The sequence below is a fragment of the Azoarcus sp. DD4 genome (assembly GCF_006496635.1).
In the GTDB taxonomy this organism is placed as follows: Bacteria; Pseudomonadota; Gammaproteobacteria; order Burkholderiales; family Rhodocyclaceae; genus Azoarcus.
Map to the genome: position 1 here is coordinate 3,456,039 of NZ_CP022958.1, position 18,336 is coordinate 3,474,374.

At 67.7% G+C, this 18,336-nt stretch carries 17 protein-coding genes; 6 read left to right on the forward strand and 11 right to left on the reverse strand.

Annotation, left to right across the window (positions count from 1 at the left end; all coding sequences use genetic code 11):
- On the forward strand, positions 1–243 hold the full coding sequence (locus CJ010_RS15920) for a thioredoxin family protein (RefSeq protein WP_141018944.1): 243 nt from the start codon (positions 1–3) through the stop codon (positions 241–243).
- 292 nt (positions 244–535) lie between these two features.
- Positions 536–832 (forward strand): hypothetical protein, encoded by a 297-nt coding sequence (locus CJ010_RS15925; protein ID WP_141018945.1) that lies wholly within the window; start codon positions 536–538, stop codon positions 830–832.
- Between the two features lie 15 nt (positions 833–847).
- Here the strand turns inward: CJ010_RS15925 and CJ010_RS15930 are convergent, their stop codons facing one another.
- Positions 848–2,758 carry a radical SAM protein gene (locus tag CJ010_RS15930; protein ID WP_141018946.1) on the reverse strand — a complete coding sequence of 637 codons (1,911 nt, stop codon included), beginning with the start codon at positions 2,756–2,758 and terminating at the stop codon, positions 848–850.
- Between the two features lie 233 nt (positions 2,759–2,991).
- Between CJ010_RS15930 and CJ010_RS15935 the strand changes: the two genes are divergently transcribed.
- Entirely contained in the window at positions 2,992–4,614 is a 1,623-nt protein-coding gene (locus CJ010_RS15935) for a methyl-accepting chemotaxis protein (RefSeq protein WP_141018947.1), read from the forward strand.
- A gap of 25 nt (positions 4,615–4,639) precedes the next feature.
- Here the strand turns inward: CJ010_RS15935 and CJ010_RS15940 are convergent, their stop codons facing one another.
- The 5 genes from CJ010_RS15940 to CJ010_RS15960 all read right to left on the reverse strand — a co-directional run bounded on the left by CJ010_RS15940 (position 4,640) and on the right by CJ010_RS15960 (position 10,390).
- The gene (locus CJ010_RS15940; RefSeq protein ID WP_168224973.1) at positions 4,640–6,847 is read right to left on the reverse strand and encodes a tetratricopeptide repeat protein; all 2,208 of its coding nucleotides are present in this window, start codon (positions 6,845–6,847) and stop codon (positions 4,640–4,642) included.
- A 308-nt stretch (positions 6,848–7,155) separates the two neighbouring features.
- Positions 7,156–7,473, reverse strand: a complete 318-nt coding sequence (locus CJ010_RS15945) for a non-heme iron oxygenase ferredoxin subunit (protein ID WP_141018949.1) — start codon at positions 7,471–7,473, stop codon at positions 7,156–7,158.
- A gap of 52 nt (positions 7,474–7,525) precedes the next feature.
- The gene (locus tag CJ010_RS15950) at positions 7,526–8,029 is read right to left on the reverse strand and encodes an aromatic-ring-hydroxylating dioxygenase subunit beta (protein ID WP_141018950.1); all 504 of its coding nucleotides are present in this window, start codon (positions 8,027–8,029) and stop codon (positions 7,526–7,528) included.
- Entirely contained in the window at positions 8,026–9,354 is a 1,329-nt protein-coding gene (locus CJ010_RS15955; RefSeq protein ID WP_141018951.1) for an aromatic ring-hydroxylating dioxygenase subunit alpha, read from the reverse strand. Before CJ010_RS15955 ends, CJ010_RS15950 begins: the two co-directional genes overlap by 4 nt.
- A 49-nt stretch (positions 9,355–9,403) precedes the next feature.
- Complete coding sequence (locus CJ010_RS15960; protein ID WP_141018952.1) at positions 9,404–10,390, reverse strand: 2Fe-2S iron-sulfur cluster-binding protein; 987 nt, start codon at positions 10,388–10,390, stop codon at positions 9,404–9,406.
- Between the two features lie 112 nt (positions 10,391–10,502).
- On the opposite strand from CJ010_RS15960, the gene CJ010_RS15965 reads away from it, so the two are divergent.
- A complete protein-coding gene (locus tag CJ010_RS15965) occupies positions 10,503–11,444 on the forward strand; it encodes a LysR family transcriptional regulator (protein WP_141018953.1) in 942 nt (313 codons plus the stop codon).
- A gap of 65 nt (positions 11,445–11,509) precedes the next feature.
- Here the strand turns inward: CJ010_RS15965 and CJ010_RS15970 are convergent, their stop codons facing one another.
- From CJ010_RS15970 to CJ010_RS15990, 5 genes are all read right to left on the reverse strand, one after another.
- A complete protein-coding gene (locus tag CJ010_RS15970) occupies positions 11,510–12,835 on the reverse strand; it encodes a TRAP transporter large permease (RefSeq protein WP_141018954.1) in 1,326 nt (441 codons plus the stop codon).
- Complete coding sequence (locus tag CJ010_RS15975) at positions 12,832–13,356, reverse strand: TRAP transporter small permease (RefSeq protein ID WP_141018955.1); 525 nt, start codon at positions 13,354–13,356, stop codon at positions 12,832–12,834. The genes CJ010_RS15970 and CJ010_RS15975 overlap by 4 nt, the downstream gene beginning before the upstream one ends.
- A gap of 86 nt (positions 13,357–13,442) precedes the next feature.
- Positions 13,443–14,468, reverse strand: a complete 1,026-nt coding sequence (locus CJ010_RS15980) for a TRAP transporter substrate-binding protein (RefSeq protein WP_141018956.1) — start codon at positions 14,466–14,468, stop codon at positions 13,443–13,445.
- Positions 14,469–14,763: 295 nt separating this feature from the next.
- Positions 14,764–15,606 (reverse strand): class III extradiol dioxygenase family protein, encoded by an 843-nt coding sequence (locus CJ010_RS15985; RefSeq protein ID WP_141018957.1) that lies wholly within the window; start codon positions 15,604–15,606, stop codon positions 14,764–14,766.
- Between the two features lie 3 nt (positions 15,607–15,609).
- Complete coding sequence (locus CJ010_RS15990) at positions 15,610–15,963, reverse strand: protocatechuate 4,5-dioxygenase subunit alpha (RefSeq protein WP_141018958.1); 354 nt, start codon at positions 15,961–15,963, stop codon at positions 15,610–15,612.
- Between the two features lie 87 nt (positions 15,964–16,050).
- Here CJ010_RS15990 and CJ010_RS15995 point away from each other — a divergent pair, with 87 nt between their 5' ends.
- Positions 16,051–17,007, forward strand: coding sequence for a LysR family transcriptional regulator (locus tag CJ010_RS15995; protein WP_141018959.1), 957 nt, complete (start codon positions 16,051–16,053; stop codon positions 17,005–17,007).
- Positions 17,008–17,288: 281 nt separating this feature from the next.
- Entirely contained in the window at positions 17,289–18,314 is a 1,026-nt protein-coding gene (locus tag CJ010_RS16000; RefSeq protein WP_141018960.1) for a TRAP transporter substrate-binding protein, read from the forward strand.
- Positions 18,315–18,336 lie beyond the last annotated feature (22 nt).

Genomic DNA, 18,336 nt, shown 5'->3' on the forward strand with positions numbered 1-18,336 from the left:
ATGCTCAACATCAAGGTTCTCGGCCCCGGCTGCGCCAACTGCAGGAAGCTCGAGGAAGTCGCGCGCGAGGCGGTCGCCTCGCTCGGCGTGGAGGCGGAGATCACCAAGGTCACCGACATGCAGCAGATCATCGCCTACGACGTGCTGAAGACGCCGGGCCTGGTGATCAACGAAAAGCTGGTGTCCTCCGGCCGCATCCCGACGCCGGCCTCGGTGGCGGAGTGGCTGCGCGCCGCCGGCTAGTGTGCCGCTTGTCCACATTTTCTGTGGATAAGCGCTGGAGCAAGTCGGCTAAACGGCCGACGGCAAAGGCTTTTTTGCCCGTGCCCCAGTTCGTGGCAGAGCGCGGCGACCCTGCGCCCGTGCGCGTTGCCGGCTGAGTGCCTACTTTGCCACGCTGGCCCGCATATTCCGTTTGCGAGCACGCTGCCGCCCAACAAGACTGAAGCAGGGTCGGCGCGGCAGGGGCATCCGCAGCCAAACCGGCCGGACAAGGATGGCCAGCCTCCGCTGGCCGCCGCAACGGAGACGCGTGATGAGATTCAATCTCTTCGAACCCCGTATCGACGCTCACATCCGCAAGGCCCAGGACTACCTGAACGAAGCCAACCTCGCCCGTCTGGAGCATCAGGTCGCCGCGGAACACCACGCGGCGCTGGCCAAGATGTACGCCGAGCGGGCGGCGCGCCTTGAAATGGAGATCAACAGCGCGCTGCAGCGATCGCTGAACGCCCGTCCCCGCAGCGAAGACGCGAAAGAGCCGCCCGAGCGCGCGCCGGCCGACGCGGCACCGCTGTATCCGCTCAACCCGGCGCGCAACACCCGCGCCTGAAGGCGCGGGCGCGGCTCAGGCCTGCGTCAGCGCCCGTGCGATGAACTGCCGCGCCACGCGCGGGCGCGGCACTTTTTCCGCAAACCAGCTGCGCACGTCGGTATCAAGCCCGATGCCGTGCATGTAGTTGTAGAGCGCCTTGTTGAGCGCGGTGCCGAGCGCGTCATGGTCCACGCCGGTCGGGTCGATGAACTCGACGTCGTTGGTGGCGAAGCTGATCGGCGGCAGCGGCACCAGGCGCACGCCGTATTCGTCCGGCTGCTTGCCCACCGGTGAATGCACCGTGCAGGCGAAGCGGTGGAAGAAACCTGACTGGATGCAGCCGGCCTCGAACAGCTGGCGCACGTATTCCAGCGCATCCACCGTGTCGTGCACCGTCTGCGTCGGAAAGCCGTACATCAGGTAGGCATGCACCAGCACGCCGGCCTCGGCAAAGGCGTGGGTGACGCGCGCCACCTGGTCCACCGACACGCCCTTCTTCATCAGCTTGAGCAGGCGGTCGGAGGCCACCTCCAGCCCGCCGGAGATCGCGATGCAGCCGCTGTCGGCAAGCAGCTGGCACAGCTCCGGGGTGAAGGACTTCTCGAAGCGGATGTTGCCCCACCACGAGATCGCCACCCCGCGGCGTAGCAGTTCTTCGGCGAGCGCACGCAGCGCCTTGGGCGGCGCCGCCTCGTCGACGAAGTGGAAACCGGTCTGGCCGGTCTCGGCGACGATGGCCTCGATGCGGTCTACCAGCACGCTGGCTGCGGCACCCTCGTAGCGCGAGATGTAGTCCAGGCTGATGTCGCAGAAGCTGCACTTCTTCCAGTAGCAGCCGTGCGCCACGGTGAGCTTGTTCCAGCGCCCGTCCGACCACAGCCGGTGCATCGGGTTGAGCATGTCGAGGATGGACAGGTAGCGATCCAGCGGCAGGCCGTCCCAGGTGGGCGTGCCGACGTCGGCGAAGGCGATGTCGGGCTCGGGGAAATGCTCGTAGCGCACCTCGCCGCTGCCGGCTTCGCGCCGGAAGGTGCGCACCAGGCGCCCGGCCGGGCGCCCGCCCTGCAGGTGATCGATCAGCGCGAGGATGGGGCGCTCGCCGTCGTCCAGCGTGACGTAATCGAAGTAGTCGAACACGCGAGGCTCCTTCAGCTTGCGCAGTTCGGTGTTCACAAAGCCGCCGCCGAGCGCGACCGCGATGGACGGGTCGTGCGCCTTGATCGCCTGCGCAATGCGGAAGGCGCCATACACCGAGCCGGGGAAAGGCACCGACAGCAGCACCAGTTGCGGGCGGTGGCGCGCGATGGCTTCCAGCGTCAGCTCCCGCAGCAGCGCGTCGACCAGGGTAGGCGGCGCCGCCAGGGCCTGCGCCAGGGGTTCGAAGCCGGGCTGGCTGCGCGCCAGCGATTCAGCGTAGCGGACGAACTCGAAGCGCGGATCGACCGACTCGCGCAGCACGTCGGCAAGATCGTTGAGGTAGAGCGTGGCGAGATGGCGGGCGCGGTCCTGCAGGCCGAGCGAGCCGAAGGCCCAGGCCAGCGGATCGCCGCCGTCCGGGTCGTAATAGACGTCGAGTGCGTCGAAGCGCGGCCCTTCCGGCAGGAAGGTGCGCGAGCAGATGCGGTGCGCCACGGTGGAGTCGCGTCCCTGCAGGAAGGCGATCACCGGGGCGATGGTGAACAGGTAGCGGTCGAAGTGTTCGAGAAAACCGGCCGCCAGCGGCGTGCGCTTCTTCGCCGGGATCGCCTCGATCGCCGCGCGGATGGCCTTCAGGCCGTCGCGCGACAGGAGCCGCAGCACCAGCGCCAGCGCAAGATCCTCCTGCACCGCGGGCAGGCCGCGCGAGCGCAGGAAGCCGGTGAGATAGGCGGTGGACGGGTAAGGCGTATTGAGCTGCGTCATCGGCGGGATGACCGACAGCACGCGCATCGGGGTGGTCTGCATCGGGTACGGGGCCGGCCGAGCCGGCTGCTGCGGGGTGTTCAGGCGCGAAGGATACCGCGAGCGGCCGGCGTCGCGGGCGCTCGCAGCGCCGCGTCCGAAATTGCAGGAATCGGCCACGGCGCGGCGCCGATCCTGCCATTTCCGGCTTTCGGCGCCGGCGTCATGACAACGACAATTCCCGGCCGGGCGGTCCGGGCGCATCGCCCCCGCCCTGTTACACGAGGATATCCAGGATGAACGACATGATGATCGGCATGCGCCTGCTGCTGGCCTTCGGGCTGGTGCTGGTGCTGTTCGGCACCGCGGCGGCCTTCATCGGGCTGAAGGCGCTGCGCATCGAGGAGCAGGCGCTGCTGGTCGAACGCGACGGCCTCGAACGCTCGCGCCAGGCTACCGACCTGCTCTACCGGGTGATGCGCTACCGCATCGACATGCGCGACATGCTCGGCAAGGTCGACAGCCCCGAGATCGCGCGCATCGCCCGCCAGCAGCTCGACACACTCGACGGCCTGCGCGGCGACGTCGAACCCTTCCTCGCTGCAGGTGAAGCCGACATCGCCGACACCGGCCGCGCGATCGCCGGTTCGCTCGACGCCCTCAAGCCCCACGTCGCCGACATCGTCAGCGCCGCCGCCGGCGGCGACCGCGCCGGCATCCTGGAGGGCATGGGCAAGAGCCGCCACCTGATCAACGCCATCCAGGACGACAGCAACAAACTGATCGACGCGGTGCGCAGCCGCTCGCACGAGGTGATGCAGGCGATGAAGGCCGACGCCCGCGCCGGTCTGGTGCTGATGGCGGCCGCCTTCGCGATCGCCAGCGTTGCGGCCGCCATCTGTGCGGTCCTCGTCACCCGCTCCATCACCCGGCCGATAGGCGAGCTGGTGCGCGTCGCCGACCAACTCGCCGCCGGCAACCTGCGGGTGCGTACCGAAGCCACCTCGCGCGACGAAATCGGCCAGCTGCAGAACGCCTTCGGCCGCATGGCAGACGCCCTCAACCAGACCCTGGGCCAGCTCAATACCGGAGCAAAGCAGGTGGACGGCGCCGCCCGCCAGCTCGAAAGCGACTCGCGGACGGTGTTCCGCAACATCGAGACCCAGTCGGAATTCTCCAGCGCCATGGCCGCCGCGCTGGAGGAAATGTCCACCAGCGTCGATCACATCGCCGCGATCTCCGAGGAGGCCCGCCAGGCATCCACCGTGGCAAGCGCCAAGGCCAACACCAGTGCGCAGAGCATCCGCCAGATGACCGAGCGCATCGACGCCGTGGCGGAAACGATCAATCGCAGCGCCGAAACCGCGCAGCTGCTGGGCAGCGAATCGGAGCGCATCTCCTCCATCGTCACGGTCATCAAGGAAGTTGCCGACCAGACCAACCTGCTGGCGCTCAATGCCGCGATCGAGGCGGCGCGGGCGGGCGAACAGGGCCGCGGTTTCGCGGTGGTGGCCGACGAGGTAAGGAAGCTGGCGGAGAAGACCACGCACTCCACCCAGGAGATCAGCGCCATGGTCGGCTCCATCCAGTCCGGTACCCAGCAGATGAGCAGCCGGCTGTCGGCCGCGGTGTCCGCGGTGCAGGACGGGCTGGCGCAGGCGCGCAGCGCCGGTACGGTGGTGCACGAGATCGACGCCGACGCCCGGGCGGTCCGGCGCGCCATCGACGACGTATCGACCGCGCTGCAGGAGCAGTCCGCAGCCGGCCGCGACATCGCCGCGCGGGTCGAGCGCATCGTGCAGATGGCGGAAGAGACCTCGGCTGCGGCGCACTCCATGTCGGACGCCTCTTCCGGCATGAAATCGCTGGCCGAAGTGCTGCACACCAGCCTGCAGCGCTTCAGCCTGCGCGGTCGCTGAGCGCGCGCCGCCGCCGGCCGCGCCCTCAGCGCGCCAGCTGCTCGCGGAAGCGCTGCAGCGCGGCGTCGGCCGGATCGAGCGCCACCAGCTTGTCGGCGTAGCCCAGGGCGTGCGCGCGCTCGCCGCGCTGGTATTCGTAGCTGGCCAATGCCTGCAGCACGGTGCGCTCCGCCGGCGCGCGCCGGTGCAGGCGCTGCAGCACGGCGATCGCCTCCACCACCTGACCGCCGTCGTGCAGCGCCACCGCGTATACGTAGCCGTAGCGCACCGAAGCCGGCGCAAGGCTTGCTGCGCGGGCGAGCAAGGCCAGGGCTTCGTCGCGCCGGCCCTGGCGCACCTTGAGCAAGCCGAGCGCGTGCACCGGTTCGGCGGCGAGCGGATCGGCCTTGATCGCGTCCTGCAATATCTGTTCGGCCTCGGCATCGCGCCCGGTCTGGCGATAGAGATCGGCGAGATTCACCCGCGCCGGCACCGAGCGCGGATCCAGCGTCAATGCCTGGCGGAAAGCGGCTTCTGCCGCTGCGGCATCGCCGCTGCGTGCATGCAGGGTGCCGAGGTTGAGATGGCTTTCGGGCAGTTCGGCGGCGGCGAGCTCGGAAGCGACCAGCTCCTCGAACGCACGCCGCCGTGCGGCGAGCGCCGCACCGGAGAGCAACGCCTCCGGCACGTCGGCCAGGCTGCGGGCGGCGTCGATCCGCACCAGACGCACCGGGTCGTCGAGCAGCGGCACCAGCCGTTCGGCCCGCGCGCGCGCCTCCAGCATCTGCGCCGCGCGGGCCGCCGCCGCACGGACCAGCGCATCCTGCGCGGCAAGGCCATGGTACAGGCTGTCGCGTGCGGCCGCGCCCGGATAGGACGGCAACAGCGCGAGTGCCGTTGCCCGCGCCATCGGCGTCGCCTCCGCATCGTGCGCCAGGGCCGCCAGCAAGCCGCCGGCCTCGGCCCTGCCCTTGCGTGCGGCATCGAGCGCCTGCACCAGCGCGGTCGGCTCGCGCGCCTTGCCATACCAGCGCTTCACTGCCTGCGCCGCCCATTCCGGGGCGCGCCTGTCGTGGCACTGGTTGCAGGCATTGGGCGTGCCATGACGCACGGTCTGCTGCGGATTCGGGATGCTGAAGCCGTGGTCGCGCCGCACATCCACGCCCATGTAGGTCGTGGGCGGCATGTGGCAGTCGACGCAGCGTCCGCCGGGCGCAGCGCTGGCGTGGTGGTGGTGCTCCGGCGTGTCGAACACGTCGGCACGGTGGCACTGGCCGCACAGCGCGTTGTCCGGCGCCTTGAGCTTCAGCGTATGCGGATCGTGGCAATTGCTGCAGGTCACTCCGGCACGGTGCATGCGGCTCTGCACGAAGGAGCCGTACTCGAACACCTCGCCGTCGATGCGGCCGTCGGCGTGATAGGCGCCGGGTTCGAGCAGCGTCGGCGCATGGCTGTCGAGGAAAGCACTGTCGTGCGGCACCGGTTCGACGATCTGGCGCCGGCGCGCATGGCAGGCGAAGCAGGCGTCGGCCTCCTGGCGCGGCGGCGCGGCGCCCGCCCAGCGCGCGATCGGGTGGTCGCCGACGAACTGCCAGTGGCCGCCCTTGTCCGCCCGCAGCGGGCGCGCGAAACCCTTGCCCTCGTCCGCCGCCGGCTTGCCGTCCGCCGCCGTGCGCGCCCAGGCGACGTGGGCCGAGCCCGGCCCATGGCAGGCCTCGCAGGCGACGTTGATCTCCCGCCAGCGCGTGTCGAAGCGGTTGGCGGCAAGGTCGAATCCCTTGCTCACTTCGGTGGAATGGCAGGCGGCGCACATGTGGTTCCAGTTCTGGCTGCGCGCCGTCCAGTGCAGCGGATCGCCGGCCTTCACGTTCTGGCCGGGGTAGAGGTGGTACCAGCGCTGACCGCCTGCTTCCTTGGGCCGCGCATCCCAGACGATGGACAGCGCCTGCAGCCGGCCGCCGGGCTGTTCGATCAGGTATTGCTGCAGCGGATACACGCCGAAGGTGTATTTGATCTCGAACCCGGCGAGCTTGCCGTCGGCGCCGTCGGTCTCGACGAAATGGCGGCCGTCGCGGCGGAAGAAGCGCGACACCGTGCCGGCGTAGCTGAAGCGGGCGTCGTCGAAATCGCCGAGCACAGTCTGCGCATCGGCGTGCTGCATCGCCTTGGCGTGGTGCGAGCCCGTCCACGCGGCGGCTTCGGCCTGATGGCATTCGGCGCAGGCGGTGGCGCCGACATGGCTGGCCGCGGCCATCCGCGGCGCGGCAGATTGCACGGGCGATACGGGGTCTGCGGCGACAAAGTACCGCCAGAGTGCGAACACCAAAGCGAGCAGAAGAGCGCCCGTGAGCAGCCACCACCCCGGACGCGAAGGCCCGACGGCAGGCTGTGCCGCCCCCTTTCCGCCTTGCCTGCCGCCCTTCCCCGCCGCCTTCGCTGCCTTGTGCTTCATCGAATCGATTCCGTTCCACGTCCCTGTCGAACCGCCCCCCGGCCCGACCACCGATTCTGCACCGCTATGGTGCAGGGCACGAAATCATTTCGACGTCGCCTGCGCTCCGCTCAGGCGAGCGCGAGGAAGACGCGGCCGTCCTCGATCTTCACCGGGTAGCTGCGGATGTCCTCGGTGAGCGGCGCGCACAGCGCCTTGCCCGTGCGCACGTCGAACTTGCCCTGATGCAGCGGGCATTCGATCTCGTAGCCGTCGAGAAAGCCGTCGCACAGGCGGGCGTGGCCGTGGCTGCAGATATTGTCGCTGGCGTAGATCTCGCCATCGACGCTGTAGAGCGCGATGTCGCGCCCGCCGATCTCGACGCCGATCACGTCGTCCTGCGGCACCGCGTCGACTTCGGCGGCGGCAATCCATTCGATGTTGCTCATGTCGTCTCCTCAGTGTGCCGGCAGCCCGCGAGCCGCCGGCGTCGGCCTTCGTTCAGATGGGGTAGATGATGGAGTTGGGGATCATCTCGCTGTCGTACACACAGATGCGCTGGGCGAACTTAAGCCCCTGCGGCGTGCGCACCACGACGTCGAGATAGCGGCCGACGTTGAACACCGTGCTCACCTCGGACAGCTTGGTGCGGAACACCGCGTAATTGGCTTCGCAGTGCCAGCGCACGCCGCCGGCCACCGTCTCCACCTTGCGCACCACCGGCGCGCCGGTGACGTGGCGCTGGTAGTAGGGGTCGTGGAACAGGGTCTCGCGGATGCCGTAGACGCGGTCCTTGAGCATGCCCTTGCTGTCGAAGGACAGCGTTGCCAGCGGAAAGCCGCGTTCGTGGTTCTCGCGCGGCACCAGGCGGTAGAGGCAGTCCTCGGTGAAGAATTCCGGCCACAGGTCCCAGTCGCCGGAATCGACCGCGGCGGCGTAATCGGCGTAGAGATTGGTCAGTTCGAACCAGTCGGCGAAGTTCATCTCGATTGCGCTGCTGCTCATTTGGACACCTCCATACCGCCAGCCTGTGGGGCGCTTCCCCCGGCGCCACCGCCCGGCCCTGCGCCCTCCTCCATCACCCGGCGCCAATAGCCGTACATGCCGCGGATCAGCGTTTCGGTGACCATGTGGTCGGTGTGGAGGTCGACCTCGCGGCCGCCGAGCTCGGCCACCGCGCGGTGGAAGGGCTTCTGCTCGAAACCTTCCTGCGAGAACTCGATCACCTCGCCGTCGTCGGCGGAGACGAAGCCGGCCGGGCCGAACAGATTGGCCTGGCGCAGGCGGCGCTGCAGCATCTCGTCGTCATCGTCCTCGAAGGCGAAGTGGGTCCACACGAAGTCGAAGGAGCCGTGGCCGTCCGGCTGGATGTGGCGGGTGGAGACGCTGTTGACCTGCTGCTGCAGGATCACGCTGGGGAACAGCGTGGTCATCACCGCTGTGGGGCCGTTCCACCAGGGCTCGGGCACGATGTCGAGGAAGCGCGGGTCGTTCAACTGCATGCTCTCCTTGAAGCTCGACACCTGGGTCACCTGCGCCGCCTTGCCGCCCTGCCCGCGCGTCGAGATCATCGCCGCGTGGCGGCCGTGCGCGTCCATCTTCAGTTCGGACTTGTTGTCGGCACGCCAGAGCCCGAAGGTGACGAACCAGGTGTGCAGCAGGCCGGGGTGGTACGGGTCCTTGATGTTCTCCTGCATCAGCTTCCAGTTGCCCGGAATGCGCTGCCGGTTGTAGCCGAGGATGCGCAGCTTGCGGCCGTTGAAGAGGCGGTCGAAGTACTGGAGGATGGTCGGGCCGATGTAGTCCTCCAGTGGCTCGACCTCGTGGTCGAAGGAGGCGAACACCACGCCGCCGCGAGTGGCGACCTTGAGCTTGGTGAGGCCGTGATCCTCCACCTTGAAGTCCGCCGGCATCCCGCCGTTCACCTTGCCGTCCTGCTTCACGCCGCGCCGGAAAGGCACGCCCTGCAGCTCGCCCTTCAGCGTGTAGTTCCACTGGTGATAAGGGCAGACGAACTCCTTGCGCTTGCCGTGGCGCTCGCGGCAGAAGCGCATGCCGCGGTGGGCGCAGACGTTCTCCACCACGCTGATGCCGCCTTCGGCGTCGCGCACCATGATTACCGAACGCTCGCCCACCACCGTGCGCTTGAAGTCGCCCGGCTCGGGGATCTCTGCCTCCAGGCCGACGTAGGACCAGTGGCCCTTGTAGAAGAAGCGTTCGAGTTCCCGCTTGTGCACCTCGTCGTCGGTATAGACCTTGAACGGAATGCGGCTGGTGCCCTCGGTCTCCCAGCTGACGCCGTCGGGAAACACGGTCGATGCTTCGCTCATGCTCGTCTCCTCCTCGTTGTCTTGTTTCGTGTTCTGTGTCGTGACCTGCTCACCACGCCGCCGGATAAAACGCATCCGCATGCACATGGCCCGGCTCGATCCCCAGCCGGTTCGCCAGCAAACCCACCGCCTCCACCATCGCCGGCGCGCCGCACAGGTAGGCGCGCCAGCCGGCAAGATTGCGGTGATCGGCGGCGATGGCGTCGGTCACCAGCCCGCTGCGCAGCGAAGAATCCACGTTGCCGGTGGCGACCACGATGTGCGCCGTCAGGTTGTCGTATTGGTCGGCGAGTGCCTGCAGCCGGTCGGCGTCGTAGAGGTCGCGCGGGCTGCGCACGCCGAAGTAGAGGTGGATGGGGTTGGCCATGCCGGATTCGAGCGCACCGCGCACGATCGACAGCACTGGCGCCAGCCCGGTGCCGCCGCCCACGCACAGCATCGGCCCCTGGTGCTTGCGGCGCAGATAGGCGGTGCCGAGCGGGCCGGACACCCGCAGCGCGTCGCCCACCTTCAACTGGTCGAAGATGTAAGCGCTGACGCGGCCGCCTTCGACCAGCCGTACCTGGAACTCCTGCTCGTCGTCGCCCGCCAGCCCGGCCATCGAATAGGGCCGGATGTGCTCCGGCGTGAATTGCAGGCTGGCGTACTGGCCGGGCGAGAAATCCAGCGGCTTGGCGAGCTTCAGGCGCAGGCGGCGGATGTCGTGGGTGGGCGCCTCGATCGCGGCAACGGTAGCCTTGACGATGCGCGCCGGGTGCACCACCACCTCGTCCGGCTCGGGGATTTCGATCACGCAATCGCTGGTGAGCACCGTCTGGCAGGCGAGCACGCCGCGCTGGCCGTTGCGCCCGCTGCGCCCGGCTGCCGGGCCGGCGTCCAGCACCTCGCCGGCGCGCACCTCGCAGCGGCAGGTGCCGCAGCGGCCGGACATGCAGCTGTAGGAGATCGGCACCTCGGCGTTGCGCAGCACCTCCAGCAGGTTGGCGCCGATCTCGAAATTCAGCTTGCGGTCGATCGGCTGTACATGCAGTTCCATTGCTGGCCCCCGGTGGTGAAACGTTCGATGGGCGCCATCATGGATCGAGGCGTGTTATACATCCATAAAATGGATTGAATACGTCACATCACCAGCCTGAATAATGCGAAACATGGAACTGCGCGACATCGACCTCAACCTGCTGGTGGTCTTCAATCAGCTGCTGACCGAGCGCCGGGTGTCCGGGGTCGCCGACACCCTCGGCCTCACCCAGCCGGCGGTGAGCAATGCGCTCAAGCGCCTGCGCGCGATGCTCGGCGACGAGCTCTTCGTGCGCACCGGCCGCGGCATGGAGCCGACGCCGTTCGCCCTGCAACTCGCCGAACCGGTGGCCTACGCGCTCGGCACCCTGCACGGCGCGCTCAACCAGCAGGCCCGATTCGACCCCGCCACCAGCCAACGCAGCTTCACCCTGGCGGTCACCGACATCGGCGAGATCTACTTCCTGCCGGTGCTGATGGACGCACTCGCCGAGATCGCACCGCGGGTGCGCATCAGCACCGTGCGCAACACCGGGGCCAACCTGCGCGACGAGATGGAGGCCGGCACGGTGGATCTCGCCATCGGCCTTCTGCCCAACCTGCAGGCGGGTTTCTACCAGCGCCGGCTGTTTCACCAGCGTTATGTCTGCATGTTCCGCAAACAGCACCCGGCGGTAAGCCTGCCGCTGACGCTGGAGAACTTCTCGGCGCTGGACCACGTGGTGGTGGTGTCCGGCGGCACTGGCCACAGCCAGGTGGACGCGATGCTGGAGCGCGCCGGCATCCAGCGCCGGGTGCGGCTGACGGTGCCGCACTTCATCGCGGTCGGCCACATCCTGCAGAGCACCGACATGATCGCCACCGTGCCGGAACGCTTCGCCGCCCGCTGCGTGGAGCCCTTCGGCCTGGTGTCGGTGCCGCATCCGGCAAAGCTGCCGGACATCGCGATCAACCTCTTCTGGCACGGCCGCTACCACCGCGACCCGGCCAACCGCTGGCTGCGACAGTTGGTGTTCGAGCTGTTCGGCGAGTCGTCCGTGCCGGAACAAGCCATCGAGCCCGCCGCAGGCTGAAAACAAAAAAGGGCGGCCCCCGCAGGAGCCGCCCTTCGTCGTCAGGCCGTGGCCGTCGCGTATCGCTACGCGATCCAGCGCAGCACGAACAGCGAGATGCTGGGGAAGAGCACCAGGATGACGATGCGCAGGATGTCGGAGGCGAGGAAGGGGAGGACGCCGCGGAAGATGGTGGCCATCGGGATATCCTTGGCCATCGAGCTGATGATGTAGACGTTCATCCCGACCGGCGGGGTGATCAGGCCAACCTCCATGACCACCAGCGCGATCATGCCGAACCAGATCGCCTTCTCCTCGATACCGAGGCCCCAGTAGTCCATACCCAGGATGATGGGCAGGAAGATGGGCACGGTGAGCAGGATCATCGACAGGCTGTCCATCACGCAGCCGAGCAGCAGGTAGATGACGATGATGGCGATCAGCACGGTGAAGGGCCCGAAGCCCATGCTCTCGACCCACGCGGCCGCTTCGACCGGCATCTGGCTGACCGCCATGAAGGAGTTGAGCATGTCGGCGCCGAGCAGGATCAGGAACATCATGCCGGTGCCGGTGGCGGTGCCGTAGATGCACTGCATCAGGCCCTCGCCCTTGAGGCCGCCGGACTTCCACGCGGTGATGCCGGTGGCGATCACGCCTACCGCGGCCGCTTCGGTCGGGGTGAAGAGGCCGCCGTAGATGCCGCCGATCACCACCAGGAAGATCAGCATCACCGGCCAGGTGTCGATCACCGTGGTCAGCCGTTCGGCCCAGGTGTGCTTGGGGCTGCCGGGACCGCCCGCGGCCGGATCGACGCGGGTGACGATGGCGATCACCAGCATGTAGCCGATCGCCGCCAGCACGCCGGGCACGAAGGCGGCGACGAAGAGCTTGGCGATGTTCTGCTCGGCCAGGATCGCGTAGATCACCAGCGGCACCGAGGGCGGAATCAGGATGCCGAGCGTGCCGCCCGCGGCCAGCGCCCCGCCGGCCAGGCTGGGCTTGTACTGGTGGCGCTTGAGCTCGGGCATCACCACATGGCTCATGGTGGCCGCGGTCGCCAGCGAGGAGCCGCAGATCGCGCCGAAGCCGGCGCAGGCACCGACGCCCGCCATCGCCATGCCACCCTTCCAGTGGCCGATGAAGGCGTTGCCGGCGCGGAACAGCGCGCGCGACAGCCCGCCGTGGGTGGCGAACTGGCCCATCAGCAGGAAGAGCGGTACGACCGACAGGTCGTAGAGCGAGAAGCGGCCGTAGGGCGCGTTCTTGAGGTAGGCGAGCAGCGGGTCCCAGCCCGACACCCACACGTAGCCGACGGCGCCGGTGAGGAACATGGCGATGCCGATCTGCACCCGCAGCGCCAGCATGCCCATCATCACCACGCCCATGGTCAGGCCTATCGTGGTCCCGGTCATGATTGGCTCTCTCCGGTGATTTCAAGAATGAAGGTCTGCAGCGCGGCGATGCCCAGCAGTGCGAAGGACGGCGCCACCGGGATGTAGCCCCACCACACCGGCAGCGCGATCACCATCGACGTTTCGCCGTATTCGCGCATCTCGAGCATGCCGTCCCACACCCGCCAGGCGAGGAAGAAGGACGAGGCCGACAGCAGCAACGCAGCGATCGCATCGAGCCCGCGCTTGAGCGCGGCCGGCGCCCACAGGGTGAAGAAATCGACGAACACGTGGCCCTTGCGCAGCTGGCAGTAGGGCAGGCACATCGCGATGCCCATCGCGGACATCATCTGCACCAGTTCGTAGTCGCCCGGCACGGGCAGGTTGAAGAGCGCACGGCCGATCACGCTCACCACCGACATGATCGACTCGATGATGAAGATCGCGCCGCCGAGCACTGCGAGCGTGGCGCAGGCCACCTCGACGGTCTTGCCGACAGGCCCGGTCGCTACGACCAGGGGCTGTTCCAGGGACTCCGCCATGAAGAACTCCAGATTGGGATTGGGGAAGGCGCCGTGCGACGGCTAACGCACGCGTCGCACGGGGCTGAAGGCAGACGCGCTGCGCCTTACTTCGAGTACTGCTTCACCAGCGCGGCGGCATCGTCGTACAGCTTCTTGCCGTCCACGCCCTTGGCGGAGATCTCCTTGATCCACTCGTCGTCGACCTGCTGGGTCGCCGCCTTCCACTTCGCCATTTCCTCGGCGGACAGCTGGTACACGGTATTGCCACGCGCCACCGTCATCTCGCGGCCGCCCGCGTCGGCCGCCTTGAACTGTGCCGACACCCAGGCCGAAGTTTCGCGACCGCTGTTGTTGTCGATGACCTTCTTCAGCTCGGGCGACAGGCTGTCGTACTTCTTCTGGTTCATCACGTAGATCATGGTCGCCGTCGTCATCGCATGCTCGACGCCCGACTCGGCATGGAACTTGGTCAGTTCATGCGTCTTGGTGGCCGGCACCACTTCCCACGGCACCAGCGCGCCGTCGATCACGCCCTTGGACAGGCTCTCCGCCATCTGCGGCACCGGCATGCCGACCGGGGTGGCGCCCAGCGCCGCCAGCAGCTTGTTGCCCAGCCGCGAAGGCGCGCGCACCTTCATGCCCTTGATGTCGTCCAGCGTCTTGACCTGCTTGTCGCGGAAGTGCAGCACGTTGGGGCCGTTCACCCAGGTGGCGAGCGGCTTCATGCCGGCAAACTCGTTCATCGAGTACTTCTGCACGAAGTCCCACATCGCGCGCGAGGAGGCCTCGTGCGTGGTGGTGATGAAGGGCAGTTCGAACACTTCGGAGGTCGGGAAACGGCCCGGGGTGTAGCCCGGCAGGGTCCACACGATGTCGGCCACGCCGTCGCGCACCTGGTTGAGCAGTTGCGGCGGCGTACCGCCCAGCTGCATGGCCGGGTAGATCTGGCACTTGAGCTTGCCCTGCGATTCGGCGGCGATCTTGTCGCACCAGGGCACGATGAATTTGGTATGCGCCGGCGACACCGGCGGCAGGAAGTGCGCCACTTTCAGGACGACTTCCTGCGCCTGGGCGGCGGCGGGCATGAGTGCGGCGGCGGCGATGCCGAAAGCCAGACTGCGAACTTTCATCAGTGTCTCCTCTTTGACTGACACGGTTCGGGCCGGTCGTGATGCCGGATTCTCGAACATGGTTTCACACACGGAGGCAGTCTGACGCCCCGCCAGGTGATGTAAAAGACCATGGACACACTATCAGCTATAACAAGCTGCGATAGGAGTCCCGTTGCTATTGTGGTTTAGCGAGTCAGAAAAGGCCACGGCTATTGCTTTGCGGATAGGCCGCCGCAAATGCGCAACGCCGGGCGCCCCTTTGCAGGAGCAACCCGGCGTCCTCAATGCCGCCACCAGCGGCGTCGCTACGGAATCAGGCGATGGGCTCCATCACCATCAGCCCGGCAGCGGTGTTGGAGATGGGGATGTGGTAGTTCGCATGCACCTTGCGCACCGCGCCGGGCAGCGCGGCGCGAGTAGCCAGCCACATCAGTAGTTCCACGCCCTGGGTACCTGTCTTCTCCACGATTTCTTCCATCGAGAACTGGGTCGCCCATTCCGGATCGGCGATCAGGCTTTCCATGAAGGCCAGGTCGAATTCCTTGTTCACGAAGCCGGCGCGCTCGCCGTCGAGCTGGTGCGACAGGCCGCCGGTGCCGATGATCACGACGCGCAGGTCGTCGTCCCAGGAGGCGATCGCCTCTCCCAGCGCCTTGCCCAGCTTGAAGCAGCGCCGGGCCGAGGGCAGTGGGTACTGCACGGTGTTGATGCATACCGGCACGGTGCGCACCGGGCAGCTTTCATCGTTGGGCCACAGGAGCTTGAGCGGCAGCGAAAAGGCGTGGTCGACCAGCATCTCCTGACAGGTGGTGAGATCGAACTCCTTCTCCACCAGCTCGTTGATGATGTGCCAGGAAAGCGCCGTATCGCCCTTGTACGGCGGCAGCGTCGGGATCCCCCAGCCTTCGTCGGCGTTGTGGTACTGCCCGGCGGCGCCGACGGCGAAGGTCGGCATCTTGTCGAGGAAGAAGTTGAGGCCGTGGTCGTTGTAGATGACGACCGCGACATCCGGCTTGACCTTGTCGAGCCAGGCATGGACAGGCGGAAAGCCGTCGAAGAAAGGCTTCCAGTACGGGTCGTCCTGCAGCTTGCCGGCGATGGCGCGGCCGATGGCCGGGACGTGCGAAGTGGTGATGCCGCCTACGATCTTTGCCATGGTTTATTTCCCCGCGGCCACGAGCATGGCCTTGAACGCTTCCTTGGTCATGCCGGTCTGGGCGGCGCCCAGGTCCTGCACATCGAGTCCGAGAATGCCGGCGAACTTCGCCAGGTAGTAGACGTTGCCGCCGGCGGCCAGCAGGCCGAGCACGTTGCGCGTGCGGATGGCGGATTCCTGCTCTTCGTTCAGGCCGAACTTGCGGCAGTAGGCCGCCTCGTCGCGCTGGAACTCGGCGCGGTTGTCGGCGCTGTTGAACGAAAAGCACATCTTGTTGAGCGCGTAACCCTTCTGCGCCATGTCGCCATCGAAAATGGCCGTGCCGGGTATTGCCCGCTTCTGCCTGGTGCTGGCCATGCGGTTCTCCTCGTCCTTGTCGTTGTAGGGGTTATCAGTATTGGCGACTGGACATCCCGGATAAACACGGGGAAACTCATGTTAATCATGAGCAGAATCGATCGATCAAGCGCCGGCCCCGCAGCGCTCGACCACACCAGCCTGGACGGGCACCTGCTCGCGCTGCTGATCGCGGTGGTGGAAGAAGGCTCGATCACCCGCGCCGCCGAACGCCTGGGGGTGACGCAATCTGCGGTGTCGCACCTGCTGGTGAAGCTGCGCGGCATCGTCGGCGATCCGCTGTTCGTGAAGTCCGGCCGCGGCATCGTCGCCACCGTGCGGGCCGAGACGCTGGCGGTGCAGGCGCGGGTGCTGCTGGAAGACCTGCGCCGTTTCGCCACCGCCCCGGCCTTCGACCCGGCACAGTTGCGCACCACCTTCACCATCGCCGCCAACGATTTCCAGCGCGACCTGCTGCTGCCGCGCCTGCTCGGCCGCTTGCGCGCCGCCGCGCCCGGCGTGGCGCTGAGGGTGATTCCGTCCGACATCCCGACGCCGGAGATGCTGCGCGACGCCCACTGCCACCTGGCGATCTCGCCGCGTCCGCCGGACGCCGGCGACATCCTGCACAAGCGCCTGTTCGAAGACAGCTACCGCGTGTTCTACGACCCGGCCAAGCGTGACGCACCGGCCTCGCTGGACGGCTACCTCGCCGCCGAGCACGTCACCGTGGTCTACGAGCCGCGCCGCGCGCTCGATTTCGACCAGGCCCTGGCCGCGCGCGGCGTGGAGCGGCGCTTCGCCGCCACGGTGCCCGGCTTTGCCGGCATACCCTCCTTCCTGCGCGGCAGCGCGCTGGTCGCCACCGTACCGGGCCTGCTGCGCGGCAGCCTGATGCGCGACTTCGCCAGCTGCGCGCTGCCGCTGGCCGCGCCGCCACTGCCGATGTACGCGATCTGGCACCTGCGCGACCGCCACGACCCGGTGCATAGCTGGCTGCGCGCCGAACTCGATGCGGTCGTGGCCGAGGCGCGCCAGGCCTTCGACGGCGCGGCGGCGGGCTGACAAGGCCAGGTCGCCACCGCAGGGCTGTCACGACAGGCGCACAGGCGCCACGCACGTTTTGTCCTACTCACCGAGCGTTTTGTCGATTTTGTGCGGTCGCCCGCCTCCCTACCATAGCGACGCGGCTTCGGGATTCGCTCCCGACCGGCAAACGAAGCTTCCGGCAGGCCAGACCGCCGGGCGCGATCCCCCGTCCGGGCAGCCCGGCACGGCGGCCGGCAGCGGCAGAACTGGCGCACGACCAGTCAAGGATCGTTCGATCAAAAACTTGGAGACAAAACATGAAGTTCCGCCGCCTCGCGCTCGCCATCGGCGCCGCCACCCTGTTCCCCGCCGCCGCCCACGCCGAAGAGATCGTGCTCAAGGTCGCGCACTTCCTGACGCCGACCACGCCCGCCCACACCCAGTTCATCGTGCCCTGGTGCGACCGGATCGCGGCCGAATCGCAGGGCAGGCTCAAGTGCCAGATCTACCCCGCCAACCAGCTCGGCGGCACGCCGCCGCAGCTGCTCAACCAGGTGCGCGACGGCGTCGCCGACATCGTGTGGACCCTGCCCGGCTACACACCGGGCCGCTTCCCGCTGACGGAAGTCTTCGAGCTGCCCTTCTTCACCACCACCTACGAAGCCTCGTCGCGCGCGCTGTGGGACTACACCGAGAAGCATGCCGCGCGCGAATTCGCCGGCATGCTGCCGATCGCGACCTGGACCGCCGGCCCCTACGCGCTGCACTTCCGCGACAAGCAGGTGAAGTCGCTGGAAGACATGAAGGGCCTCAAGCTGCGCACGCCGTCACGGCTGGGCAACAAGCTGCTCGCCGCGCTCGGCGCCACCCCGGTCGGCATGCCGGCACCGCAGATGGCCGAAGGCTTGTCCAAGGGCGTGATCGACGGCGCACTGCTGCCGTGGGAAGCGGTGCCGCCGACCAAGACGCACGAGCTGACGAAGTTCCACGCCGAAGCCGGCGGCCAGTACGCGCTCAGCACCGCCACCACCATCTTCGTGATGAACAAGGCGAAGTACGACAGCCTGCCGGCCGAACTGAAGAAGGTCATCGACAACAACCGCGGCCGCGAGGTCTCCGGCTTTGCCGGCGCCCAGCTCGACGCCGCCGGCAAGATCGCGCGCGACCAGACGGTGGCGCGCGGCAACACGGTGTATGCCATCCCCGCGGCCGAAACCGAACGCTGGCGCACCGCCAGCAGCGCGGTGGCCGAGGAATGGATCAAGGAAGTCTCGGCCAAGGGCGTGGATGGCAAGAAGCTGCACGACGAGGCCGTTGCGCTGGTCAAGCAGTACAGCCACTGAGTTCGCCCCACCGTACCGGAGC

Excerpts from the sequence above, each read along its gene's own strand:
- CJ010_RS15920 (WP_141018944.1), top strand. The coding sequence starts at position 1 with ATGCTCAACATCAAGGTTCTCGGCCCCGGCTGCGCCAACTGCAGGAAG.
- CJ010_RS15925 (WP_141018945.1), top strand. The coding sequence starts at position 536 with ATGAGATTCAATCTCTTCGAACCCCGTATCGACGCTCACATCCGCAAG.
- CJ010_RS15930 (WP_141018946.1), bottom strand. The coding sequence starts at position 2,758 with ATGCAGACCACCCCGATGCGCGTGCTGTCGGTCATCCCGCCGATGACG.
- CJ010_RS15935 (WP_141018947.1), top strand. The coding sequence starts at position 2,992 with ATGAACGACATGATGATCGGCATGCGCCTGCTGCTGGCCTTCGGGCTG.
- CJ010_RS15940 (WP_168224973.1), bottom strand. The coding sequence starts at position 6,847 with ATGGCCGCGGCCAGCCATGTCGGCGCCACCGCCTGCGCCGAATGCCAT.
- CJ010_RS15945 (WP_141018949.1), bottom strand. The coding sequence starts at position 7,473 with ATGAGCAACATCGAATGGATTGCCGCCGCCGAAGTCGACGCGGTGCCG.
- CJ010_RS15950 (WP_141018950.1), bottom strand. The coding sequence starts at position 8,029 with ATGAGCAGCAGCGCAATCGAGATGAACTTCGCCGACTGGTTCGAACTG.
- CJ010_RS15955 (WP_141018951.1), bottom strand. The coding sequence starts at position 9,354 with ATGAGCGAAGCATCGACCGTGTTTCCCGACGGCGTCAGCTGGGAGACC.
- CJ010_RS15960 (WP_141018952.1), bottom strand. The coding sequence starts at position 10,390 with ATGGAACTGCATGTACAGCCGATCGACCGCAAGCTGAATTTCGAGATC.
- CJ010_RS15965 (WP_141018953.1), top strand. The coding sequence starts at position 10,503 with ATGGAACTGCGCGACATCGACCTCAACCTGCTGGTGGTCTTCAATCAG.
- CJ010_RS15970 (WP_141018954.1), bottom strand. The coding sequence starts at position 12,835 with ATGACCGGGACCACGATAGGCCTGACCATGGGCGTGGTGATGATGGGC.
- CJ010_RS15975 (WP_141018955.1), bottom strand. The coding sequence starts at position 13,356 with ATGGCGGAGTCCCTGGAACAGCCCCTGGTCGTAGCGACCGGGCCTGTC.
- CJ010_RS15980 (WP_141018956.1), bottom strand. The coding sequence starts at position 14,468 with ATGAAAGTTCGCAGTCTGGCTTTCGGCATCGCCGCCGCCGCACTCATG.
- CJ010_RS15985 (WP_141018957.1), bottom strand. The coding sequence starts at position 15,606 with ATGGCAAAGATCGTAGGCGGCATCACCACTTCGCACGTCCCGGCCATC.
- CJ010_RS15990 (WP_141018958.1), bottom strand. The coding sequence starts at position 15,963 with ATGGCCAGCACCAGGCAGAAGCGGGCAATACCCGGCACGGCCATTTTC.
- CJ010_RS15995 (WP_141018959.1), top strand. The coding sequence starts at position 16,051 with ATGAGCAGAATCGATCGATCAAGCGCCGGCCCCGCAGCGCTCGACCAC.
- CJ010_RS16000 (WP_141018960.1), top strand. The coding sequence starts at position 17,289 with ATGAAGTTCCGCCGCCTCGCGCTCGCCATCGGCGCCGCCACCCTGTTC.